The organism is Methanocorpusculum sp. (genome assembly GCF_030655665.1).
GTDB lineage: Archaea > Halobacteriota > Methanomicrobia > Methanomicrobiales > Methanocorpusculaceae > Methanocorpusculum.
Genome location: NZ_JAUSPQ010000004.1, coordinates 59,794 through 84,546 on the forward strand (window position 1 = coordinate 59,794; position 24,753 = coordinate 84,546).

20 protein-coding genes, 1 tRNA gene and 1 CRISPR repeat array are annotated in these 24,753 nt (G+C 48.6%); of the genes, 13 read left to right on the forward strand and 8 right to left on the reverse strand.

Features of this window, described 5'->3' with window-relative positions:
- Positions 1–730: 730 nt before the first annotated feature.
- The 6 genes from Q7J08_RS01660 (at position 731) to Q7J08_RS01685 (ending at position 6,291) form a co-directional block, all read left to right on the forward strand.
- Positions 731–1,129 carry a molybdopterin dinucleotide binding domain-containing protein gene (locus Q7J08_RS01660; RefSeq protein WP_304909950.1) on the forward strand — a complete coding sequence of 133 codons (399 nt, stop codon included), beginning with the start codon at positions 731–733 and terminating at the stop codon, positions 1,127–1,129.
- Between the two features lie 8 nt (positions 1,130–1,137).
- Entirely contained in the window at positions 1,138–2,457 is a 1,320-nt protein-coding gene (locus tag Q7J08_RS01665) for a formylmethanofuran dehydrogenase subunit B (RefSeq protein ID WP_304909951.1), read from the forward strand.
- Positions 2,454–4,163 (forward strand): formylmethanofuran dehydrogenase subunit A, encoded by a 1,710-nt coding sequence (locus Q7J08_RS01670; RefSeq protein WP_304909952.1) that lies wholly within the window; start codon positions 2,454–2,456, stop codon positions 4,161–4,163. The genes Q7J08_RS01665 and Q7J08_RS01670 overlap by 4 nt, the downstream gene beginning before the upstream one ends.
- A gap of 12 nt (positions 4,164–4,175) precedes the next feature.
- Positions 4,176–4,976, forward strand: coding sequence for a formylmethanofuran dehydrogenase subunit C (locus tag Q7J08_RS01675; protein ID WP_304909953.1), 801 nt, complete (start codon positions 4,176–4,178; stop codon positions 4,974–4,976).
- Between the two features lie 55 nt (positions 4,977–5,031).
- A complete protein-coding gene (locus Q7J08_RS01680) occupies positions 5,032–5,997 on the forward strand; it encodes a 4Fe-4S binding protein (protein ID WP_304909954.1) in 966 nt (321 codons plus the stop codon).
- Between the two features lie 99 nt (positions 5,998–6,096).
- On the forward strand, positions 6,097–6,291 hold the full coding sequence (locus Q7J08_RS01685) for a YwbE family protein (protein ID WP_304909955.1): 195 nt from the start codon (positions 6,097–6,099) through the stop codon (positions 6,289–6,291).
- On the opposite strand, the gene Q7J08_RS01690 is transcribed toward Q7J08_RS01685, so the two are convergent.
- The 3 genes from Q7J08_RS01690 to Q7J08_RS01700 all read right to left on the reverse strand — a co-directional run bounded on the left by Q7J08_RS01690 (position 6,285) and on the right by Q7J08_RS01700 (position 8,719).
- Entirely contained in the window at positions 6,285–7,142 is an 858-nt protein-coding gene (locus tag Q7J08_RS01690) for a DUF89 domain-containing protein (protein WP_304909956.1), read from the reverse strand. The genes Q7J08_RS01685 and Q7J08_RS01690 overlap by 7 nt on opposite strands.
- Positions 7,143–7,163: 21 nt before the next feature.
- A tRNA-Pro gene (locus Q7J08_RS01695) sits at positions 7,164–7,236 on the reverse strand.
- 70 nt (positions 7,237–7,306) lie between these two features.
- The gene (locus Q7J08_RS01700) at positions 7,307–8,719 is read right to left on the reverse strand and encodes a DHA2 family efflux MFS transporter permease subunit (protein ID WP_304909957.1); all 1,413 of its coding nucleotides are present in this window, start codon (positions 8,717–8,719) and stop codon (positions 7,307–7,309) included.
- 289 nt (positions 8,720–9,008) lie between these two features.
- Between Q7J08_RS01700 and Q7J08_RS01705 the strand changes: the two genes are divergently transcribed.
- From Q7J08_RS01705 to Q7J08_RS01715, 3 genes are read left to right on the forward strand one after another with little or no spacing between them, the layout of a single operon-like run.
- Positions 9,009–9,254: a FeoA family protein gene (locus tag Q7J08_RS01705; RefSeq protein ID WP_304909958.1), complete on the forward strand. Its 246-nt coding sequence runs from the start codon at positions 9,009–9,011 to the stop codon at positions 9,252–9,254.
- Positions 9,251–11,200, forward strand: a complete 1,950-nt coding sequence (feoB, locus tag Q7J08_RS01710; RefSeq protein WP_304909959.1) for a ferrous iron transport protein B — start codon at positions 9,251–9,253, stop codon at positions 11,198–11,200. The genes Q7J08_RS01705 and feoB overlap by 4 nt, the downstream gene beginning before the upstream one ends.
- Entirely contained in the window at positions 11,187–11,351 is a 165-nt protein-coding gene (locus Q7J08_RS01715; RefSeq protein ID WP_304909960.1) for a hypothetical protein, read from the forward strand. Before feoB ends, Q7J08_RS01715 begins: the two co-directional genes overlap by 14 nt.
- 8 nt (positions 11,352–11,359) lie before the next feature.
- Here the strand turns inward: Q7J08_RS01715 and Q7J08_RS01720 are convergent, their stop codons facing one another.
- Positions 11,360–11,764: a metal-dependent transcriptional regulator gene (locus tag Q7J08_RS01720; RefSeq protein ID WP_304909961.1), complete on the reverse strand. Its 405-nt coding sequence runs from the start codon at positions 11,762–11,764 to the stop codon at positions 11,360–11,362.
- A gap of 1,005 nt (positions 11,765–12,769) precedes the next feature.
- Between Q7J08_RS01720 and Q7J08_RS01725 the strand changes: the two genes are divergently transcribed.
- Positions 12,770–13,768: a DUF4357 domain-containing protein gene (locus tag Q7J08_RS01725; RefSeq protein WP_304909962.1), complete on the forward strand. Its 999-nt coding sequence runs from the start codon at positions 12,770–12,772 to the stop codon at positions 13,766–13,768.
- 800 nt (positions 13,769–14,568) lie between these two features.
- On the opposite strand, the gene cas7c is transcribed toward Q7J08_RS01725, so the two are convergent.
- From cas7c to cas3, 4 genes are all read right to left on the reverse strand, one after another.
- Positions 14,569–15,435, reverse strand: a complete 867-nt coding sequence (gene cas7c / locus Q7J08_RS01730; protein ID WP_304909963.1) for a type I-C CRISPR-associated protein Cas7/Csd2 — start codon at positions 15,433–15,435, stop codon at positions 14,569–14,571.
- 3 nt (positions 15,436–15,438) lie between these two features.
- Positions 15,439–17,202, reverse strand: a complete 1,764-nt coding sequence (cas8c, locus tag Q7J08_RS01735) for a type I-C CRISPR-associated protein Cas8c/Csd1 (RefSeq protein ID WP_304909964.1) — start codon at positions 17,200–17,202, stop codon at positions 15,439–15,441.
- Positions 17,199–17,864 carry a type I-C CRISPR-associated protein Cas5c gene (gene cas5c, locus Q7J08_RS01740; protein ID WP_370651230.1) on the reverse strand — a complete coding sequence of 222 codons (666 nt, stop codon included), beginning with the start codon at positions 17,862–17,864 and terminating at the stop codon, positions 17,199–17,201. Before cas5c ends, cas8c begins: the two co-directional genes overlap by 4 nt.
- A gap of 99 nt (positions 17,865–17,963) precedes the next feature.
- Complete coding sequence (cas3, locus tag Q7J08_RS01745; protein WP_304909966.1) at positions 17,964–20,183, reverse strand: CRISPR-associated helicase Cas3'; 2,220 nt, start codon at positions 20,181–20,183, stop codon at positions 17,964–17,966.
- 140 nt (positions 20,184–20,323) lie between these two features.
- On the opposite strand from cas3, the gene cas4 reads away from it, so the two are divergent.
- From cas4 to cas2, 3 genes are read left to right on the forward strand one after another with little or no spacing between them, the layout of a single operon-like run.
- Positions 20,324–20,998, forward strand: coding sequence for a CRISPR-associated protein Cas4 (gene cas4, locus Q7J08_RS01750; protein WP_304909967.1), 675 nt, complete (start codon positions 20,324–20,326; stop codon positions 20,996–20,998).
- Positions 20,982–22,016: a type I-C CRISPR-associated endonuclease Cas1c gene (cas1c, locus tag Q7J08_RS01755; RefSeq protein WP_304909968.1), complete on the forward strand. Its 1,035-nt coding sequence runs from the start codon at positions 20,982–20,984 to the stop codon at positions 22,014–22,016. Before cas4 ends, cas1c begins: the two co-directional genes overlap by 17 nt.
- A gap of 7 nt (positions 22,017–22,023) precedes the next feature.
- Positions 22,024–22,314, forward strand: coding sequence for a CRISPR-associated endonuclease Cas2 (gene cas2 / locus Q7J08_RS01760; protein WP_304909969.1), 291 nt, complete (start codon positions 22,024–22,026; stop codon positions 22,312–22,314).
- 196 nt (positions 22,315–22,510) lie between these two features.
- Positions 22,511–24,159: direct repeats of the CRISPR family, unit length 32 nt; unit sequence GTCGTGCCCCCCGTGGGCACGTGGATTGAAAT.
- The last annotated feature ends 594 nt before the right edge of the window (positions 24,160–24,753 follow it).

Here is a 24,753-nt window from a genome sequence, read left to right on the forward strand (position 1 = left end):
TCAAAGTCCAGGTAACACACGACCCAGCCGTACATATTCAGGTAATGTACTTTCGGCGATCCTGTCAATAAGAAACCACATGCTTTTATTTATATTAATTAAATGAATTTAACAATATGCAAAAATTAACCAAGTGCGCGTTTGACCCAAAAACCGAATAAATTTGCGTTTTCTTCGGTTGTTGGTCATGTTAAGCTTAGTTAGATAAGAGCCTAACTAACCCCAGATTTGGTTAACTTTAAAATATTAACTTACATTAAAAATAAAAACAAAGTAATTTACATATTGAGAACATAATCTATTAATACGCTCAGAATTGAACGTTCATTTGTAACTATTTGCACACGATGCATTGGTTATAAGGTCAAATTACTTCTTGCATACAATTAATTGACCAATCAGGATGAGGTATTGGCTCTGCAGCTATCGTGCCCGACACATGAGTCCTAGTTGTATTCACAGGACGAAGTAATGTTACATACTTAAAATATGTGTCGTGACCCGTGATGTTCGACAGATATCTGAAAAAAAATGCCAAATATGTTCCAATGACGCATAACTGGTAGGATCAAAGGTGGTGCTTTGTTTTCAACCATTCTGCAACGGCATTTGGAACAATCATCTCGATTTTATGGTTAATAATTGTAACTGCTTTTTCACAGTAATTTGACCCGCACACCAACATCCAATGTATCTCATCAAAGGAGTGAATCTTCGGGAGAATTGAAACTTGACTAAAATCAACATTAACTTAATTTCTGGCCGGACAATCCAGCAAGGAGTCTCGATGGAAGCCGGAAAAGAGAAAGAGAACTATATGACATCCTGCGGGTTAATTGAACTTGACCAGGCCGACATACATCAACTGGGTATTATGAAAAATACCAATGTCCGGGTTACCAGTAAATTTGGTAGTGTTATTGTTAAGGCCATTCTCGCAACACAGGGCCCTCACCCAGGTCTTGGCTGGATCCCGATGGGACCGTGGGCTAATATGCTCGTGGACAGTAATACCTACTCAACCGGGACGCCAACGTTCAAAGGTACAGCCGTAACCGTTGAACCCGCTGAGAATGAGCATGTTCTAAGTTCTATCGATCTTGTATTGAAATCCTGTAATGATGTGTAGAGGGAAAAATGAGTAAAAGATTAACTGATATTATCTGCCCATTCTGCGGTACTCTTTGTGATGATATTGAAATTGACGTCAGCGATGACGGCAAACAGATCCTTGAAGTGTACAATGCATGTGCCATCGGATCCGAGAAATTTCTTCATGTCCAGTCACCTGATCGGATCACTCGCCCGCGTATGAAGCAGGAAGACGGATCCTGGAATGAAATCACTTATGATGAAGCTGCAAAGTATACGGCAAAGGTGCTGTGCGACGCAAAAAAACCGTTGATGTACGGCTGGTCGTCCACATCCTGTGAAGCTCAGTCAATTGGGCACATGATTGGAGAACAGGTCGGCGGTGTCCTCGACAATACCGCGACCGTCTGCCATGGATCAACTCTCATCGCTATGCAGGATGTGGGTATCCCGTCATGTACACTTGGCGAAGTCAAAAACCGTGCTGACAGAATCATTTTCTGGGGATGTAATCCGGCACACGCACACCCGCGCCACATGTCCCGCTACTCGATCTATTCCCGCGGATACTTCACCGGAAAAGGTTCGAAGAGCAGAAAAATCATTGTGGTGGATCCTCGCCCGACCGACAGTGCATCTCTTGCAGATGAATATATTCAGGTCGAACAGGGACGCGACTACGAACTTCTCGATGCTTTCCGTGCTGCACTCAAGGGTTCCCCGCTGCCAAAAATGATTGCGGGAGTTCCAAGCGAAAAAATATATGAACTTGTCGAAATCCTGAAACAAGGAAGATTTGTAGTTATTTTCTTTGGTATGGGCGTCACCCATTCTCTGGGGAAAAACCATAATATCGACATGGCCATTGCCTTGACCTCAGATCTGAACAACTATACGAAAGCAAGCATCATCGCGATGCGTGGGCACTATAATGTCACTGGATCCGGTCAGGTCCTTGGATGGCAGTTTGGTTTCCCATTCTGTGTTGATCTTTCACGCGGCTTCGCCAGATATAATCCGGGAGAGACGAGTTCCAATGATCTTCTGATGCGTGGTGAAGTCGATGGATGTTTAGTTATCGGCAGTGATCCTGGATCACATTTCCCGATTGGATCAGTGAAAAAGATCAATGCCATCCCAACAGTATGTGTCGACCCCCACATGACGCCGACGGCAGCTATTTCCAAGTGTCACGTTCCGGTAGCATTAGTTGGGATCGAGGTTGGAGGTTCCTGTTATCGCATGGATAATGTGCCAATTGATTCCCGCAAAGTTGTCGATCCCCCGGAAGGGATGCTCACAGATGCTGAATTCCTCGATCTTGTTCTGAAAGAAGTAAACAAGATTAAAGGAGATGCCAAATGACCTCGATACATATAAAAAACGGATTCGTCGTTGACCCTGGACAGGGTATCCATGGAGATAAAAAGGATATTTTCATAGAGAACGGGAAAATCGTCAAAAGTCTTACGCATGCCGAAAAAACCATCGATGCATCCGGAATGGTGGTAATGGCCGGCGGGGTTGATATCCATTCCCATGTAGCAGGGGCCAAAGTTAATGTTGGCAGGAATTTCCGTCCCGAAGACAAAATGCAGTCGACCTATGAACCGTATCACGGCATTCGTCACATGGCAGGCGGCACATCTGTGCCGACAGTCTTCAAAACAGCCTATGCCTATGCTGATATGGGGTATACGACCGTAATTGAAGCGGCAATGCCGCCTCTCTATGCACGCCATACCCACGAAGAAATGCGTGACACCCCGATCCTTGACGAGGCCGCCCTGCCTATGTTTGGAAACAACTGGTTCATTCTCGATTATCTCAAACGCGGGGAAATTGAGAACGCTGCCGCCTACGCTGCATGGCTGCTCCGAGCAACGAAGGGTTACGGAATCAAATGTGTGAATCCCGGAGGTACAGAAGCATGGGCATGGGGATTAAACTGCCTCAGTATTGATGATCCGGTGCCGTATTTCGACATCACGCCAAAACAGATCGTCAGCGGCCTTATGGAAGTCAATGAGTCTCTGCATCTCCCTCATTCGCTGCATCTCCATTCCAATAATCTTGGTAACCCGGGCAATTATACGACTACCCTTGATACGCTGAAACTGAGTGAAGGCATCAAACCGAACAACAACTTCAACCGTGAACAGGTGCTGCATCACACGCATATCCAGTTCCATTCCTATGGCGGAACGACCTGGGCCGATTTCGAGTCGAAAGGCAAAGAAGTCATGGACTACATCAACAACAATCCGACCGTCACCTGTGATATCGGATTCGTTACGCTGGATGAGACGACAACTATGACTGGAGACGGTCCGTTCGAGTACCACCTGAACAAACTCAATCATCTGAAGTGGGCAAACACCGATGTCGAACTGGAATGTGGTTCCGGTATCGTGCCGTATGTGTACAGCAAAGATGTCTATGTCTGCGGTGTCCAGTGGTCCATCGGTCTTGAGATGGCTCTGCTCGCAAAAGATCATATGCGCTGCCATCTGACGACAGACCACCCGAATGCCGGACCATTCTGGAGATACCCGAGAGTCATGAAATGGCTCATGAGTGAGAAAGCGAGAAACGATGTTCTCGCATCGATGAAAAACGAAGACAAAGTCCGTGACCGATCAACGCTCGGTTCTATCGACCGTGAACTGACGCTCTATGAAATTGCTCAGATGACCAGAGCAGGACCTGCAAAAGCTCTGGGTCTTAGCTCATCTATCGGAAGTTTAACTCCCGGAATGCAGGCTGACGTCGCCGTGTATCCCTATAATCCCGAGACCGAATCCGATCCGGAAAAGATCGAATGGGCATTTTCTCATGCAAAATACCTGATAAAATCAGGTGAAATCATCCTCAACGACGGGGAGCTTGTAAGCAACGGCAATAAGAAAACCTACTGGGTCGATGTGACAACCAAACCCAACCGTCAGGTTGAGCGTGACATCGATAGGACATTTGTGAAGTATTATACCGTTACGAAGAACAACTACGAAGTCACTGAACATGAATTCATGAAAAACCCGTGTGCCGTGAAGATAGATGCGGTACAATAAGGAGATATACGTATGAATACAGTAACAATTACCATCAAAAAGCAGCCGGATCTCTATCTGGAAGCTGATTGTTTCACGCCGGATGCACTTGCCGGAAAAAAAGCGGATGAGATAAAAGAACTCCCTGTCTTCATCGGTAAAACGGTGGAGAAGATAGGAGACTATTTCACCGTTTCCGGGGAAGCAGGACCGACCGCGGCTGAAACGCATCTTATCTTCAACGGCGATCTCACGAAAGTGAAATACATCGGAGCGAAAATGTCAGCCGGTGAAGTCGTCGTGAACGGCGATGCAGATATGTACGTTGGTTCCTGGATGAGCGGCGGGACAATCATCGTGAATGGCAGTGTAGGTCACTTTGCTGCGACCGCGATGAGCGGCGGCAACCTGACTATCACCGGCAACGCCGGAAATTATCTTGGGGCATCCTATCGCGGCGACTGGCGAGGGATGAGCAAAGGAAAAATCACCGTGAAAGGTGATGTCGGCAGTGACTGTGCGACATTCATGACCGGCGGCGAGATCGAAATCGGCGGCAATGTCGATGTCCATGTTATGACCCACGCCGACGGAGGAAAGGTCATTATCCACGGCAATGCAAAAAGCAGATTAGGCGGACAGGCATCGAGAGGAGAACTCTATCTTTTCGGCACTGTTGATGTAATGATGCCGGGTTATGCTCAGGCCGGCGAAACTGAACTTACCGTCGGCGGGACAACTGCGGTATTTACGATCTATGAAGGAGATCACGGAGAACGTCATCCCACACGTAAAGGTCAGCCAATTTACGCGAAACTCTATTTGAAGAAGTGATGATGTCCAAATCATTTCTTTTTTTTGGAATAGGTATTAGGATCTCTGGTTTCCTATGAGCATACATTATGAACGCCGCGGTCCGGAGGTTCATACTCTGGGAGGGGTAATCACCCAGAAAAATGCTGATCTCTGTACAGTAAGGATACGGATCCCTGCAGGGGACATCACCTCGGAAAGGATGGCCGGTCTTGTTGATATCGCAAGCAAATTCGGCAATGGATCTCTCCATCTGACAAACCGTCAGTCAATAGAGATCCCCCATGTTGACCCGCATAACCTTGAAGCAATGGAGGTTTTGCTGGAAAAAAACGGGACACCAGTCGGAGCAGAATTTACCGAAGTGGTAAATGTGGTCGCCTGTCCAGGTACAGACCGATGCAAACTTGCAAATATCGACAGCAGTACTCTTGCCAAAGAAATCGACAAACGCTTTTTCCGGATGGAACTTCCGCTTCGCATACGTATTGCAGTATCATCCTGCCCGAACTCCTGTGTTTCCAGTTGGGTCAGTGATATTGGTATCATCGGCGTCCAGAAGCCGATAAGAAACCCTACCCTCTGCTCAGGATGCGGCACGTGTGTTGATTACTGTAAAGAAAAGGCACTCCTCGTTAAGCATGGTGCGGTCATTCTCAATGAGGGTCTGTGTACGACCTGCGGCAATTGTATCCATACCTGCCAGTTCAACGTGATAACCGGCAAACCATTGGGTTATCAGATAATGGTCGGCGGCAGTCACGGGCGCTTCCCGCATCTTGCACGCTATCTCACCACGGTCTCTACGCAGGAATCAGCGATGTTGGTCGTGGAAGGTATTCTTGATTGGGTCCGACGATTCGCCTGTGAAGGAAAACGGTTCCGCATACAGATCGAAGAGGAAGGATATGATACATTTAGACAGTATGTTCTGAAAAATGTCCCGGAAGATACGATCGAGACTATAGAAAACGTGTCCTATCTTAGTCAACTTAGTTCCACTGATACGAAGTATTCTCTCAATTTAAGACAATTGGAATAATTGAACATGTTGATATGCCGGCAGTTGCCGAAATTCTTACGAGAGAAAATACGATAGAGATATTACTTTTACCCAGGCTTCCCACTAGTTAGGTGTACTATGAAAGACGGAAATCTGCGCAGTAATATTCATCCGGGGGATGCGGTGGCGATAATTCTCAAAAAAGATCAGGGAACGGGGGCTTTGACGTTTGGGCGGGTCGCAGATATTCTGACAAACTCCCCAAATCATCCCCACGGGATCAAGGTCAGGCTCGCCGACGGGTCGGTCGGCCGCGTGCAGGAGATCTACTGACGCCGGAGAATAGCGATCATCTCACCTTTTTTTGCGCCAACGTCTCTGCCGACCGCGTCACATTTTACCATCAGCAGATAGGCGACCGGCGGCCGGATCGAATACTCGGTCAGGCTCTCGTAGTTTGCAAGACCCTTTGCAATGATCAGCGTTGCGTTATCGACCGCGTCACGGACTTCAGGCGGGAAGTATGGCGGATGTGCCCCAAGCTGCGCCCCGCCGCCCGAATGATACACAATATCCGCCGCATCTTCGAGACGGATCTCGGCCGCCTCTTGTACCGTCACATCATTGAGCATCGGTTTTTCCTTTACGACGATGGTCACGTGTGATCCGTTCTTCCGTAATTCTTCGCAGAACAATTTGTCAAAGATGATCTCGCCGCAGTTGTCGGTGAAGTAGACCACCCGGTCAGCCAGCTGGAAGAACTCTTCCGAGTCGTCAAGAGCCAGACTTCGGGCAAGCATCTTCTCGAAGAATGCGACCAGATCTGCCGAGACCTCGTGCCCGGTCACGCCGTAATCGATGGTGTTCCCGATGATCGCGGCGGTCATGTAGTCATGAAGGGTGTGGAGTTTCGGACGAACTGCCGAGGCCACACGGATCGCGGCGGCGTTGTCCTCTTTTTTCATAGCAGCATACGGATCGTCCGAGCCGATCGCGGCATAACAGGTTCGGTGAACTTCGCCGGCGGCGACCGCTGCACGCGGATCCTCCTCGAGGTACCGGTCATACACTTCCGTGCATTCGGCATTGACCCTGGCCAAAACCTCCTCGTCGTTTGTTACGATCTGTGATTGTGAACGGACTTTTGTCAGCAGACAAGTCCTGCATTCAGGTGCTAACTTCATAAAAATACTCCAAAACAGGTATGGGGCCGCCGCGATTTGAACGCGAGTCAGAAGACCCCCAGTCTCCTAGGATTCCAGGCTACCCTACGGCCCCTTGCTCCACTAATATTGGCTCTCATCTCTTTATTAAGTTGCGGTTTTGCCGGCTGGAAATCCCGGATTTTCTATTTGTCCCGTGCCGGATCTTTCACGACTGCCGAGAAGATCAGCGCCGCGGCTGCGATGAGGATCCCGACCGCATTCGTGATATGGAATCCGTACATGAACACTGAGTAATCCAGATCGGCAAATGAAACGACACTGCCCACAGCAGATGTCAGAGCGGTGAAAACCGCGGCATACAGCGCGATCCCAACCACACAGCCGAAGTACATCGTTGTGATCATCAGTGAGGAACCGGTCCCCTCCTCACCTTTCGGCATATGCTCGACGATCCGGCTGGACCCCGCCCCCCCGCCGATACCCCAGACCATTCCCATCAGAACCAAACTGCCGACCAAGGGGATCAGACCCCATTCAGGAACGATGAACGCATAGATCAGGTTCGTCACTGAGAGGACACCGAACGCGGCGATAACAAACCCGCGCCTTCCAGTCATATCCGACCAGTGACCAAGGGGGATACTCAGGAGAGCAGTGACCGCCGCGGGGATGAAGAGAAGGAGACCGCTCGCTGCCGGATCGAAGTTCATCCCGGCCGATAAATAAAACGGCAGAAGATAGAAAAAGCCGGTACTGGTGATCTGGGCGATCAGAAACGCGGTCACCACGAATGTCAGCGGCCGCTTTTTGAAGACACGGATGTTGAGGATCGGATGACTGCTTCTCAGTTCGGCTGCACAGAAGAGGACGAGCGAGACAAGAGAGACGCAGAGTGCGCCGATGATCAGCGGATCAGAAAGACCCAGATGCGGCAGGCGTTCCAGGGCAAACACGCATGAGACCATCAGACAGAACAGAGCGACCGCGCCGGTGAAATCGAAGGGGGAACGCTCCGGGACCGAAGCACGCGGGATTATTTTGAGGGCAAACAGGACGGCAAAGATCCCTATCGGGATGTTGATGAAGAAGATCCAGTGCCAGGAGAGGAAATGAGTGATGACCCCGCCGATCGCGGGACCGATCGCAAACCCGATGGAGCTTGCCGCGGTGAGAACACCCATCGAGACCCCGAGCATCTTTGCCGGGAGATATTTGACGCAGATCATCGGCGTGGAGGCTGCGATCATCGAGGCCCCTGCTCCCTGGAAGACCCGTGAGATGATGAGGAGCGTGAGGTCGGGGGACAACCCGCAGACGACCGAGCCAAGGGTGAACAGAATGAAACCCAGGATGAAGAGGATCTTTACGTACCCGCGGTCGGCGAGTTTTCCAAAGATGAGAATGAGACCGGCGAGCGTCAGGAGATAGGCGACGCTGACCCAGGAGATCGTGCCCGTGTCGGCTCCGAACTCCGCGGCGATCACCGGGAGGGCGATGTTGACGACCGATCCGTCGAGTGCGTCCATGAAGACCGCAATGCCCACGGCTACAAGGAGCAGTTTCTGACGGAACGGGTCTAAAATGATCGCGGTCATGGAAGATGGTTATAGTTTGGTTTCTGGAGATATAAACTCGTCCAGAGGCGGGTTGGATGCTGAAAGCGGACGACCTCAGCGGAGGCTGGCTGTCCCGTAGGGGCGGCCTCAGTTGAGCAAGTTTTCGAAGGAAACTTGCGAGTCAAATCTTTGATTTGCGACTGCGGGCTTTGATCCTGCGCATAATTCCGGTTTTTGTTTTGATTTGCCGTAATTTTTCCGGGGGGTTGGAAGTGTCCAAAACTCCTTCGGCTCCCGGATATACGTGCCGAAAAAGAGAGTGATTTGTATGCAAAATGAATCAGTTCGGTTATGCGATATTCCGAATGGAAGATCCGCATCGATCCTTGGATTTATCGATGGAACAAACTTCGGCTTTCAGAGCAGATTACTCGAACTCGGACTCACCCGAGGCAGCCTCGTTCGTGTCACTGGTTTTGCTCCGCTCGGCGACCCGATGATGGTATCAGTCAAGGGATGCCAGCTTGCCATACGAAAAGAAGATGCAGCCTATATCCAAGTGGTCACCGCATGAAAAAGATCATCGTTGCATTAGCCGGAAACCCGAACTGCGGGAAGACGACTCTCTTTAATAATCTCACCGGGATGCATCACCATGTAGGAAATTGGCCGGGTAAGACCGTCACGGTCGAAAGAAAAGAAGGGAAAATCGTCTATGACGGCACAACGCTCGAGATCATCGACCTGCCGGGGACCTACAGTCTGAGTGGGAGATCTCTCGAAGAAGAGATCGCCGTCAGTTATCTTCTGAACGAAAAACCCGATGTTGTCGTCAATATCGTGGATGCCGCACATCTTGAGAGAAATCTGTATGTCACCCTTCAGCTGATCGAACTCGGCGTGCCGCTCGTCCTTGTGCTGAATATGAACCGGTATGCGGATGCAGAGGGAATTGTCATCAACACCAAAGTCCTCAGCGAGATGCTCGGCATCCCGGTCGTACAGATCGAAGCGATCGATGAGACAGGAAAGGACGATCTGATCAAAGCGATACTTGCACGGCCTACCCCTCCGGAGAAAAGTATCCGGTATGATCGCGAACTTGAGGAACATATTCGTGAAGTGACCGCGATCACCGGATCACGCTGGTCCGCGATCCAGGCTCTTATTCACGGCTCGACGGATGCCGCGATCGACAGAATCAGGACCCATCTCGCCGGCATCTACGGCGTTCAGCCGGGAGAGATCTTTGCGGATCAGCGGTACGGTTTCATCGCCGGCATTCTCCACGAATCCGTAGATCATATGGAAGCGGGCGGCAAAAATCAGTCCGAGAGGATCGACAAGATCGTGACCAGTAAATGGTTCGGGTTCCCGATCTTTCTTGCCGTGATGTATCTGATCTTCCAGATCGTGTTCACCGTCGGCGCTCCGATCATGGATCTGATCGATGAAGGTTTCGGGCTGCTCGCCGATTTTGCCTCGGTAGGTCTTGCAGATATCGCCGCACCCGACTGGGTCGCATCTCTGATCTGTGACGGTATCATCGGCGGGGTCGGGTCGGTCGTGATCTTCCTGCCGAATATCTTCCTGTTGTTCCTGCTTCTCGCGATCCTTGAGGACTCCGGTTATCTCGCAAGAGTTGCCGTGATCATGGACAAGATCATGCACAGGCTTGGTCTGCACGGAAAATCCTTTATCCCGATGATCCTCGGATTTGGATGCAGTGTGCCGGCAATCATGGCGACCCGGACCCTGGAAACAAAACGTGAACGGTTCCTGACGATCCTGATCACGCCGTTTATGTCGTGCGGTGCGAGACTTCCTGTGTACCTGCTGCTCGTCGGCATTTTCTTTGCCGGCTGGTCTCAGGGACTGGTGATGTTTTCCCTGTATCTGCTGGGCATTCTGGTTGCGCTGATTACCGGGCTTCTGCTTCGAAAGACGCTCTTTAAGGGAGAGTCGTCTGCATTCGTTCTGGAGATGCCGCCTTACAGGCTTCCGACGATCAAAGGCGTGCTGATCCATGCAGGCGAACGGTCCTGGGAGTTTCTGCGGAAAGCCGGGGTCATCATCTTCCCGGCAGTGCTGTTAATGTGGCTGCTTGCTTCGCTTCCGTTCGGTGTTGAGTATGCTTCGGCAGATTCGCTGATTGGTATGGCGGGCTCAACGATCGCGCCGATCTTTGCACCGCTCGGATTCGGTTTTGCCGAGGCGGCCGTCGCGATCCTTATGGGTCTTCTTGCAAAAGAGGTGGTGGTCGGGGCATTCGGCACGCTGTATGGTGTGGGCGAGGAGGGACTTGGCGACGTGCTGATGAACGTGTTCACGCCGCTTTCGGCATACTCGTTCATGGTGTTCATCCTGCTCTACATGCCCTGTCTTGCGGCGATGTTCACGATCCGGCAGGAGACTCGCTCCTGGAAAATGACCGGGCTTGCAGCATTTGGCATGTGTGCGATCGCCTGGATCGTTTCCTTCATCGTGTATCAGGGGGGTGTTCTTCTTGGTTTTGCCTGAAGCATTCTGGACGATCCTCTTTCTTCTTATTGCCGGAGGGATCGTTCTTCTGTTCCTCTGGGCGGTGAAGAGGAATCTGCGGGGCGAAGCCTGCAGCTGCGGAGCGAAAGCATGTAAAAACTGCAGCTTGTGTAAGAATAATGAACGATAAAAAAAATCTTATTTCTGTTTTTTTGCGGCGACGAACTCCCGGATCTTCTGGATCGTCACGGTGTTGAGTTCATGTTCCATGAAACAAGCGTCTTTGTTCGCAATGTTCCCGGGCACCCCGATTATTTCCAGAAACTCGACCAGGACGTCGTGACGGAATTTGACCTGCTCGGCGATGATCTTTCCGGATTCCGTTAGGGTGACGCCTTCGTATTTCCGATACACGACCAGACCTTTTTTATCGAGTTTTGCAAACATTTCCCCAACGGATGAAGGACCAACGTCCAGTTCGGCCGCCACATCACGGCTTTTTGCGTATCCTTTGGTGAGGGAGACGTTGAGGATCGCTTCGAGGTAGTCCTCCTCTTTCATGGTGAGGCGATGATTGTATGATGCCTGAGGTATCGGATCCATGGTATAGTATTGGGAGGAGGGGGTAATCAGGTTTTGTTTATGGGAGATGTCACGTATCATAAAACTCAGGAGCAATATTGGGAAATATGGTAAAAACACGTGCGAGACGCGTATTATTCGAAATACACGCCCAATGTCCTAATCTATTTCTAACTTAGGGGTGCGGGGAAGTGACTGCGGGGTGGACGCTGAAAGCGGACACCCTCAGCTGAGCAAATCTTTGATTTGCGATCCGGCGCGGAGGCGGATTGACGGCAAAGCCAGCGATCTTAGCTGAGCAAATCTCTGATTTGCGAGCCCGACGCGGTGGAAATATCGTACTTTTGAGGTCCATATGAGCAGTCATTTAGGGATCCTAGTATTCAGGTTGAGCTAGATTCTCTGGATAGTATAAATCATCACACAAAATGCACGAAAAGATGACGAAAACACGAAAAAGAGAAAGAGTAGTTATTAGGTGAATGCAAATCGTCCCCTCCCCAGCCCCCCGCACGAAACCCACAAATTCGCAAACCTTCGGTTTGCTCGGCTAAGGTCGTCGACTTCGTCGCCAACCCGCCAACGAAATTCACGAAAAGGGGGGCAGGGGCGGAAGAAAGGATGATCTTCTATTTTCCTAAGGGGGAATATCGCTAATATTTCACTCCCTTTTCTAATTTCGGGGTGCGGGGAAGGGACTGGCGAGGGGAGCGAAGCGACGTAAGCCTTGAGCAAATCTTTGATTTGCGACTGCGGGTTGGACGCTGAAAGCGGCCGACCTCAGCGGAGGCGAGGTGAGCCGGCAGGCTCGCCCTCAGCAGAGCAAGTCGTCAGATTTGCGACCAAGTTGCCAGACTTGCTATCCGGCAAGGGAGGGGCCGCGGTGGAGTATCCTGTTTTCAGGGCACATGTTAGTATTTTGCCCGGTCATTGTATCGCAGAATGGTCATATACAGAGTATCCACATTCACCATAGATACTACTAAGCCAGTAAATATCCAATTATTTACTATCTGGTGAATAGGTATGGGATGGTATCGAGAATCTAGTTACGTTGATGGAAGAACATGTGAGCTTATAGATTATCAATCCGTAATCGAGCATTGTTTCTTTGAGTTTGTCTTTATTAACGAGAAATTCAAGGTTTTTTGTCGTGCATGGAGAAAACCGCTGGAACCGATTCTAACCACTGACAATTCAGATTATCCCAGAAGGAGTAATAGAGACGGTGAATGGACAATTCAAACAGACCGGATTGGATTTCTCGGAGATGAGTGGGATTGTAAAATCAAAGAAAACAGGTCAGATACAATACTCATGCGGGATTTGAATCAGCATTTATCAATAACAAGAAAGCAGTTTCCTGATACACCGTCATATTTCTTTAAGCAAAAATATCCGGACTGGGAACGTGATCGTGATTATCGTGTAAAAAGAGTTGGTTATGATCAGCAAATTGTTACACGAAATCTTGGTGAGAGTATTGGTATTCTCAAGCAGGGAGATGTTATTGTTCATTTGAATAATGGCGACAGAGCTGTTTCACTCAAACCGAATCAGATTGTGGTGACCCAAAATCAGGGTGAACAGTGGTTCAAAATTTTCAGCGGAGAACGAGTTGTTATTTTTAAACCAGATAATACCCAGGAATTATATGACCCCTGGACTCCACCAAAACCCAAGGAAAAATCAGAGAAAGAAGACCCAATATTCAATCTATTAAAGGATGGGATTACTGCCCGAGGAAAGAATTTTTGTGGCACATTCTTTGTGTCTGCAGGTTCAGAAATTAATATTTCTATAGAACCATACTCAAATGGCGGTAAAAATCGAAGAAAGGAGCTGAAAGACAAAGGAGTCATTAAGACAAAAAAGGATGGTACTGCCTATCTTACTGAGAACATGGGATTTAGTAGCCCAAATACTGCAGCGAATTTTCTCTTGGGCGGTAGAAATAAAGGCGGCATTTTATGGCGTAATGATGAAGGTACAACCTGGGATGAATATTATAAGGATGAGGCGTGACATTTTCAAGATTTTTTACGGATGAAGTGTGTTTGCGCATAATCCCTGTTTTTGATTGACCGTATATTCACAGCAGATCATTCCTAATCGAAAACCTGATGAAAATTGGGATAGGGTGTGGAAGAATGAAAAATTTTCTGATTTCAAAATGAAGTAGTGTTAGCTCTTTTCTTGATCCGGCAAGGGGGGCCCGCGGTGGGATATCCTATTTTCTGAGGCCCCTATACGTTTCCAGGTAGTTCACCGTCAAGGAAAGATCTTCCTTGGCGACCCGGTGCTTCATTGAATCCACGTGCCCACGAGGGGCACGACAGCGTGCCGGAATTTGCGGGGAACATCTGTTCATTTCAATCCACGTGCCCGCAGGGGGCACGACGAGTACGTACCGTATGATTTCGCCACGGATGTATTTCAATCCACGTGCCCGCAGGGGGCACGACTTACCGGGTGTGTATGCAGACGGGCAGAGGTATTTCAATCCACGTGCCCGCAGGGGGCACGACTTACCGGGTGTGTATGCAGACGGGCAGAGGTATTTCAATCCACGTGCCCGCAGGGGGCACGACGGTCACCTTTGCGACCTTTCCGAGGTTCCCCAATTTCAATCCACGTGCCCACGAGGGGCACGACGAAACCCCGAAAGACATGTTTGTTTGGTGGGTTCAATTTCAATCCACGTGCCCACAAGGGGCACGACTTTTTATCGTTGAAGAGGCCCACAACTACAACAAATTTCTATCCACGTGCCCGTAAGGACATGACCTCAACGAAAGAAGAAAATGCCGGGATAATTTTCCGGCTTAGAGCTTCTCGATCAGTTCTACAGATTTTGGCACTTTATCCGTATCCACGTTGACCCCATAATCTTCAAAACTGCGTGCCGGTTTTGATGCATCCTTTCTTTTTACAGAGATCAGATCAAACAATACGTGAGACGGAGCACATCCAAGAGCCGAATCGTGTTTGAACACGAATAACTTTCTCGTCGCCATCTTGCCGCGTGCTGCCGAGTGATCATGTTCGAACAGGTTGATCAAAGCTTCCCAGAGCAGATCAAGATCCGTATCATCGAAACCGGTGACCTTCTGTGCGAGATTTGCGGAAATATATCCCTCAACACGGTACAAGGCATACGGCACGATGTGTTTTCTTCCCATTTCATGCTCCTTCTTCTCCGCATCCTCTTTACTTGTTACCGCAACACGGGTGATCGTGATCTCCTGAGGCACGATCGGATCAATACTTCGGGAGAAATTGATCTGGACAGGACCTCTGACCTGTCCGCAATTCACCTTCGTTGTCATGACTGCACCAAAAGCCCGGATATCGTAGAAGTTCTCACACATGAATCCTGTGATCTTTTTTGCATCCGCCTCATCTTTCGGCAGTTTCTTCTCTTCAGGTTTCATGTTGTAGTTCTTGTAGGCAAGCTCGTGCTGAGCATTCAAAACAGCTCCGTCGCGAACATAGATCTGGAAACCCGGTTCCTCCTCTTTAACCGTAGCCACGTAATCCCGAATCTTTCTCTTGATGCACACATCCGTCACGATGCCGTAACTCGTCTCCGGATCGATCCTGGGCATATTTCCTGCATCCGGGTCGCCGTTCGGGTTACCGTTTTCCACATCAAACAACATTACAAATTCATATCTGTTTTCAATTGCCATACTTCAAGCCTCCTGTAATTCTTTGTCTTCCTTTTTCGTGTAGATAAATTCGCGCTGGTGATAATAGCCCAGAACAAATTTGCCCTGATCTTCCAGATTGAAAGCCGCCGGGAATTCGGTCACGTTGGACAAAATTGCTTCCATCTGTTTGTCGTAATATCTTCCATCGATCTTGGCGATATGATGCTGCGATAAATTCAGCAGCGTTGGAAACACCAGTTTCGGGTTCGCCGAAGCCGATGCGAAATACCGTGACCGGATGGTCGATGTGCCGTTCGCTTTCTGCTGCAATGCCTCCATCACAGCGAACAGCCTTCCAAGAGAATAGGCTGTATCTATTGATTTTTGATTTAAACTCACTGTTAACTCCTCCATTTTTTCCGTCATGTTCTGTTTCTGATAATACCGTCTCAGGTATGCTTTCAGATATCCTACGCGAATATAATCGATACCGTAATCATCTCCTGCCTCGGCACGTATTCTCATCAAAACAGCCGAATATACCGATGTAGGATACATATCTCCTGAAATGACTGCCCGAAACAATGCGGTTTCATAGGACGATGGGACATTCTCCCACCATTTTTTACTGGATTTTACCGTAATGCTTCTCAGAATATCCCCAATCGAAACGAGCCTCGGTTTGAGTTTCGCGGATTTTACCACATCCATATTCTCGGTATGTTCGCCCGTCTTTAGAATGAAATTCTCAAGCGTGTCCTCATACCAGAATCTGATAGATGCCCGGGCAACATTTGGAGCAAGACCAAGGATGTACGTTTTCACCTTAAACTCTGGATCATTCACTGCCTGACCGGATCTGACTTTTTTCAGAATGTCGAGAATCTGTATTTCAGTTGAAGTGTCAGAAATGTCTGCGTCTTTTGGAGCATCTGCACCAAGAAGTACCGAGATCAGAGATAATGCCTTTCCGTCTTCTTTGCCGTCTGTCCAGAATACTACGGTCGTATCCCCGATCTGGATCCTGCGGTCATTTTTCGAAAGAAGATAATTTAGGGCGGTCGTATATGCAAACATCGCCTTTTCAGAAACAGGTGCATTATAACTCTGGGTTTTTCCATATGAGGTAACCGATGGAAAATTGAAACCGACGATAACACAACCCGTAGTATTCGCGTCTGCTACTCCTTTGAGCATGGTGTGCGTTTTTGCAAGAGGCTGATTCAAAAGTCCGGTAACCAGACACTGTCCGCGTTCTTCCGAGCAGGATGAAGCATTGCAATACGTTTCCCAGACTTCCTTCGCTTCAGGGTGATCGTGGATGTAGCCTTTTTCGTCCGTGAGGCGGAACACGATATTCCCGCTCTGATAGATCGGATGATCTGCCGGAATATCAAGAGGGAGGTCATCAACCCTGTTTTTGAGAAAAGCAATTACTGCTTTGAGCCCGGCATCCTCGGATAAATCGATGATTTTCTGATAGGTATCATATGCACTGCGCAAACGGTCGGGCATCGCGATAAGTTTCTTCTCCTTTTTGTCGTAATCGGCACCAAGGAGATACTTTGCATTATCGCAGAGAAAGTAGGGAGGCGGGTTTTTTCCGGAGCGGCCGGCTTGTTCCGGGACCCTCATCATCACTCGCTGTTTATTCTCAACCAGGGTGATAATGCCTTTGAATTCCCCATTTCGGGACAATTCGATCGCATACGAGCACGGCACACTCGAGTAGTTTGGCTGAGCGACTCCTGATCTTGGATCCATTACGAGATTGTCGTATAACGCACACAAGGCAGACAGGATCATACGTTCACCTCTTTGTGAAACGATTCCGGGATCGTAATGATCCCTTTATGCATCTGCGCACGGAAAAATTTCGGCGTCATATCATCGCTGAAATTAATGTCGTAGAGCATCCACCCAAGATCCCGGTCTTCGTCAATAGGGATCTTCGAGAGCGGCTCTTCCACCAGTTCAAATGAAACGGGAAACTCTCTGCATCCAAAGTAAGGCTGGTGATGACACTGACCTTTCCGTGCCCGTCGGAGAAATATATTGTAATGCTTCTCTTCCGTGTCATCATCGCCCGCTTTCTTTGTCATTTCAAAGTGAGCTTTGATAATATACTCAACATTTTTGAGCATCAGGGTCGCCCGCTGCTGCCGGTCCTTCTGGGTGTTTTGATAGAATGGTTCTGCACATCCTTTTTCAGAAACAGTTTTCATTAATGAACCGGGATTTTTCATGATAGAGGAGACTTCATTTCGTCTGATATTGGAAAATGCGATCGGCTGCATGACTTGGATCTCATCGATCACCCAGCGAATCGCGGGTTTCCAATGGATCGCCTCTAAAATTCCCCGTGCTGCTGATGGGGTGATGACATCATAACTTACTCGTTCGACCTTCATTTCAGGCCGGGTAAAACATGCATAATCACCCCAAACTCGTAATGTAATTCCGTAGATAGTATCACCTCCTTAAGAATAGAGAATAAAAATAAAATTTATTCATTGGTTGTTTAATTCACGCTATTGGCATGTAAATGTATCCTGTATATCCATGAATTAGAGAATATAATCAAACATATCAGGCTTTCCGGGAATATAGATCCCGGTGTCCTGGGCGTAAAATCGGCTTTGATTCTTCAAAACAACGAAGCTTTCGCCGAGTAATTCTAATGCGCCCTCATCATGAAGGTAATCAAGGTCTGCTTTTCTCACGTTCACACAGTAGGGTGAGATCTTTCTGATAAAACTGCGGATGAATTCAGGCGAATAATTTTTGATGAGTTTTTCCGCTTCATCGTCGAAGGGAATAATGACCGCACATCCGCTGTCGGAGATCAGTTTGAATTTGTCGGATATGTCGGCAAAGGGGAATGCTGTTTCAGAAGTGGCGATTCCCTGCTGGCAAAGGTCCAACACTCCTTTGTTGTCGAGTTGTTCTTTTCGGATATCGAAGAGTTTAGAGAAGTATTTCGCAATTGTATCCAGAGAAAGATAATCATCAGTCTGGATAGTGTGGGAAATTTCTGCCGTCTGTTTCACATATCCGGCACCGGAATATTTCTGTTCGGGAGTGAAGATGTACACGTCCCCACAGGAGAGTTTTCCTTCACGATTACATCTTCCGGCAGCCTGATTGATCGAATCAACTCCTGCCAAAGAACGATACACGACCGGGAAATCGATATCGACTCCTGCTTCAATGAGCTGGGTCGAGATGACACGGCAGGGTTCTTTATCTTCGAGTTTTTTCCGTATCGTTTCGATGACTTGTTTTCTATGCTTTGGGCACATGTTTGTGCTTAAATGCAGGGTGTCTCCTGCTTCTTTCACAAGAGAGTAGAGATCTTTTGCATGTTTTTTGGTATTGACGATGCAAAGGACCTGCTTTTCTGATTTGAGGCAGGAAGCGATTTCGTCTATTGTTTTATAGCCAAGGTTGTGTGCTTTCGCCCGCTTCATTTTATCAGCCAGTTCTTTGTAATTTGGAACAATGTTCCTGACTGATGTGCCATTTGGGAGAACCTTATTCTCTACGAAGTCAGGCTGGGTCGCTGTGCAGAGAACAACGGTGCAGTGATAATTTTTCACGAGTTCCGAAAGTGCATACATGCATGGACGGAGAAATTCGTTTGGAAGAGCCTGGACTTCATCTAAGATTATTACACCGTTTGCGATGTTGTGGACTTTTCTGGCTCGTGACGGGTGAGAGGTAAAGAGCGATTCAAAGAACTGAACATTCGTGGTGAGGATCAGTGGGGCATCCCAGTTTGTTGTGGCAAGAGCGAGGTTCCTGTTTTCTCCATACGGGGAGTCAGGTTCGACTTTTACCCCTGTTGGAAGAACGAAGTTGGAGTGGTGTTCAACGATATTGTTCCGACCAAAAATATCAGCATAGACTTTGGCATTTTGTTCGATGATCGAAGTGAAGGGGATGGTGTAAATTATCCTGCTCTGACGATTTTTCAGAGCGTGTTTCAAAGCAAAAGAGAGAGAGGAGAGCGTTTTCCCTCCGCCTGTCGGAACGTTGAGGGTGAAGATCCCCGGTTCTGTTTCAGCTGCTTTGTTGCAGGATGTGAGGATGTCGTTTCGAATTTTGTCAAGGTCGGATGATACCTGAAATTCTGCCATGCGTGCATCGAGTTTGTCATTGAATTCTTCGAGCGTAGGATACGTTCCTTCCGTTACGTATCCATCCCATTGTGCAGCATCGGTTCTGTCCGCATCGACCAGACAGGAGTAAAGGAAGTGAGTGTAGAGAAAAAGCGAAAGAGCGAATTCATTCTGGTCGAGTTTTGATGGATCTTTCGGGATGAAGGTTTGTGTGGCGAAAAACTCCGAAAGGTCGGGGAACGTTTGGGGCATCTCGGTTTTCCATGCGGCATACAAATCTGGATTTGAATTTTGGAGACGTTGAAATAAACCGGATGCGTTGGCGTTTCCGCGATTGGGAAGCCCTCCATGGTGTCCCGCAATTATGTAGGACATGAGATGATATGCAAGCGATGAATAGGGATTGTGTTGTTCGGCTGCAAGGAGATCGACAGTTTTCGCTCCGGCAGTCGAGTGATCAGTCTGAATGTTATCTCCCCTGATGCGTTTTTGAAAGTCATCGGAGTATTTGCCTATGTCGTGTAAGATCCCGCATATCTCGCCCATTTCCCGCGTAGTAAAAGTCTGCGCATATATTCCTGCAAGGATGGATACATTTGTCAAATGATCGGTAATGGTTTGATATTTCGTCCTGTCTTCATTACAACGTGCATAGTATTCAGTCATTGGATCAGTTCCCGATGTTCTAATTTTACATTGCATTGACGAAGTAGTTTTGCAAAAACTTACTGAGATTCGAAACGAGATAAAATTCCATCGTTATTCTCGGGATACTTTGAAGTATTTTCACTCTATATTATCCATTAATGAACCCGGACGACTACCTCATGTTAAGCGGGATCCAGCATTTTGCATTCTGTCAACGTCAGTGGGCACTGATTCACGTAGAACAGCTCTGGGCGGAAAACTCACTTACCTTCTCGGGAAAACTCATGCACGACAATGCTGATGATCCCTTTTTTGTAGAGTCAAGAGGCGATACCCTCGTTTCCCGCAGCATTCCGCTCGTATCCCACAATCTGAAAATCTACGGAATTGCCGACGTCGTGGAGTTTCACCGGTCGTCATCCGGGGTACGTATTGCATACAGAGACGGATTTTGGGAGGTCGTTCCCATAGAATACAAACGGGGAAAGAAAAAGGAGGATGACTGCGACGAAGTTCAGCTCTGCTGTCAGGCGATGTGTCTCGAAGAGATGTATGGGACAAAGATCCCTGCCGGTTATCTGTATTACGGAAAAACCCGACACCGAACAGAGGTGCTTTTTGACGAAGAATTACGGGAGCATGTTGTCTCTCTTATTCAGGAAATGTATGCTCTGTATGAAAACGGGATCACACCCGCTGCTGAACTGAAAAAGCAGTGTGCAAGTTGTTCGATCCGGGATCTTTGCGTTCCAACCATATCTTCACGAAAAAAATCTGTTGACCAGTATCTTGATTCCATGATAGGAGAGTATTCTCATGAGAAAACTGCGTAATGTGCTGTATGTAACTAATCCACAATCCTATCTTTCGAAAGACGGGGAAAGTATCGTTGTATCTGTAGAAAACCAGGAACTTGCCAGAGTCCCGATCCATAATCTGGAGGGAGTCGTTTGTTTCGGGTTTATGGGGGCAAGTCCCGGAATGATGGCGTTATGTACGGAAAATGATGTGGGACTGTGTTTTGTTTCGCCCTATGGAAAATTTATGGCACGGGTCGGCGGCAAGGTTTCGGGAAATGTGCTGCTTCGGAAGCGTCAGTATGCAGTTTCTGATGATGAAACGGCATCAGTGAAGATCGCATCATACTGTATTCTTGGAAAACTGATGAACTGCCGAACGGTTCTCCAGCGGTTTTCCCGTGATTATCCGGATATGGTTTCAGGTGAATTCGAGCGAAATTTCAAACGGTTGTCCGAGGGTATTGTACAAATAAAAGCCGGAACATGTGGTTCACTGAATGAGCTGAGAGGCTTCGAGGGGATCTTGTCGAAGTATTATTTTGATAGTTTCAATGATCTGATTTTGTCAACGGAGCCTGAGTTTTCATTTGAAAACAGGTCAAGGCGTCCGCCTCTGGATAGAGTGAATGCTTTGCTTTCATTTTCCTATACGCTGATCGCTGCCGATTGTGCGTCGGCTCTGGAGTCGGTGGGTCTGGATCCGCAGGTGGGATTTCTGCACCGGGTCCGTCCCGGGAGACCGAGTCTGGCTCTTGATCTGATGGAGGAGTTCCGTCCGTATCTTGGTGACCGGTTTGTGCTGAGTCTCGTGAATAATCGGGTGGTGACGGCAGGTAATTTTGTGGTGAAGGAGAACGGAGCGGTTTTGCTGACTGATGATGCACGAAAAACCGTTTTACAGGCATGGCAGAAGAGAAAGAAGGAAGAGGTCATGCACGGGTATCTGGAAGAAAGGATGCCAATTGGTCTTTTGCCGTACTCTCAGGCGATGCTTCTCGCCCGGTTTCTCCGGGGAGATATCGATGGATATCCGCCGTTTGTGGTGAGGTGAGGGAGAGATGTTTGTTTTGGTTACGTATGATGTGAATACGGAGACGCCGGAGGGAAGACGCAGGCTTCGTCAGGTCGCAAAGATCTGTAAAAATTTTGGAGTCAGAGTGCAGAATTCGGTGTTTGAGTGCGTGGTGGATTCTGTGCAGCTGATGGAGATGAAGTATAAGATAGGAGAGGTTATTAACACGGAGACGGATAGTGTTAGATATTATAATCTCGGAAAGCAGGGAAGAGAGCATGTTGAACATGTGGGAGCAAAGCCTGGTTTGAATGTGGATGATGCGCTGATTTTTTAGATATTTTTTTCGCGAAGGGGTTGTGCCCAGGATTTTCCCGGGAGGTTCGCGATGTCGCAGATTTTTGTTTTGTTTTTGGGTCTGGTGAAAATATGGAATATTTCCACGGGAAAACCGGGTTTTGCACATGGAGTGTTTTTTCTGATAAGGCAGGGAGAGAATTATATGCGTGTAGTTATAGTATATTAGAGTTAGAGTCGTGCCCCCCGTGGGCACGTGGATTGAAATAATGGTAATTGGAAGGATCACCAACGGGAGCAGGTCGTGCCCCCCGTGGGCACGTGGATTGAAATGCATATTTTTACCATACCAGTAATATGATACCGGTCGTGCCCCCCGTGGGCACGTGGATTGAAATGATGAAGATGGATGGTAATTTACAAATGACCGAGTCGTGCCCCCCGTGGGCACGTGGATTGAAATTGATCGCGGCCGTATTTGTTACCACTGTAGAAGTCGTGCCCCCCGTGGGCACGTGGATTGAAATTACGTTCTCGACTCATAACAGTTCGATTTTGAAAAGTCGTGCCCCCCGTGGGCACGTGGATTGAAATATTAGACATGACAACTTATGTTAGGTATAAGTAGTCGTGCCCCCCGTGGGCACGTGGATTGAAATGATAATAGTTGCCGTTGATGTTGCTGCAGCAACGTCGTGCCCCCCGTGGGCACGTGGATTGAAATGATTTTGAAAATACTGATGAACATATTGCTCGGTCGTGCCCCCCGTGGGCACGTGGATTGAAATTTTGATGATAACAATTCAATGGTAATTGGAAGGGTCGTGCCCCCCGTGGGCACGTGGATTGAAATAATAGAAATACCATCTTTGTTTATGGAATGAACGTCGTGCCCCCCGTGGGCACGTGGATTGAAATATATCAAAGTTGAGACCGATATGGGAACAGCGTCGTGCCCCCCGTGGGCACGTGGATTGAAATTTATTGCATCTGCCATGCAACTGAGGTCAGCGGGTCGTGCCCCCCGTGGGCACGTGGATTGAAATGATGTGTCGGCCGAGTAACCCCCTCTTTTTTAGTCGTGCCCCCCGTGGGCACGTGGATTGAAATGTCTTCGAGGATCTCGGCGAACATTATCCGGTCGTCGTGCCCCCCGTGGGCACGTGGATTGAAATGAACGGACGGAGTGACTATCGAAATAGATTGTGTCGTGCCCCCCGTGGGCACGTGGATTGAAATCTGTTTTACCACATGGCATAGGATCAGCGCGCATTGTCGTGCCCCCCGTGGGCACGTGGATTGAAATCGTGGTCGGTGGGCAACGAGGGTAAGCACATGGCGTCGTGCCCCCCGTGGGCACGTGGATTGAAATACGTTTGAATGTCAACAATTCCCTCACCAACGTGTCGTGCCCCCCGTGGGCACGTGGATTGAAATTTTGATCCTGGCACGCTCCTCAAATACATCAGGTCGTGCCCCCCGTGGGCACGTGGATTGAAATCCAGCAGAGTCACCCTATACCACCCTCCTGCGTGTCGTGCCCCCCGTGGGCACGTGGATTGAAATATCTCTCAGATCCAAACGCCCAGGCTGATTAGTCGTGCCCCCCGTGGGCACGTGGATTGAAATACCGACCTCTCCCGACACATCAAAAACAGAGAGTCGTGCCCCCCGTGGGCACGTGGATTGAAATATCCCGGAGGGTGGTAATGCACATTGGATCAGTCGTGCCCCCCGTGGGCACGTGGATTGAAATGACTACTCCGGCCTTTGCCTTGAACATGTCATGTCGTGCCCCTCGTGGGCACGTGGATTGAAATAGTGCTGCAGTAAGCAGCGGGGTGTCTGAGTAGGTCGTGCCCCTCGTGGGCACCCAAATTATTTTTAGATTTTATATCTCAACCCAGGTCTTACATGAAATCGATGGACATCCCAAAATGTCAATGTCTGCCTCTTCTCCTGAATCCAACATAGAGGATATTTCCACCGCGTCGGGCTCCGCGCCGAAGTCGCCCTCCCGCACCCCGAAATACAACCAAAAATACTCTTTTCTCTTCACAGGAGCCGCCGGGGCGGCGATAGGATTTGCCCGAACGCTCTCGCAAATCTAACGATTTGCTCCGCTAAAGTCGTCGACTTCGTCGCCAACTCGCTCCCGATGAGGGGCGAGCAAGACTCCATTCTTCCGCCCCTGTCCCCCTTTTCGTGCATTTCGTTGGCGGGGTGGCGACGAAGTCGACGACCTTAGCCGAGCAAACCGAAGGTTTGCGAATTTGTGGGTTTCGTGTGGGGGACGGGGGAGGGAACCTCATGTATCCCACCCAACCAATCTAATTCATTTTCGTGTTTTCGTTTTCATTTTCGTGAATTTCGTGTGATGAATACGCTCATCAAAAAAGGATCCAATACACCAAAGCTAAAAACACAGTCGCAAATCAGAGATTTGCTCGCAAACATTCTGTTTGCTCAGCTAAGGGCG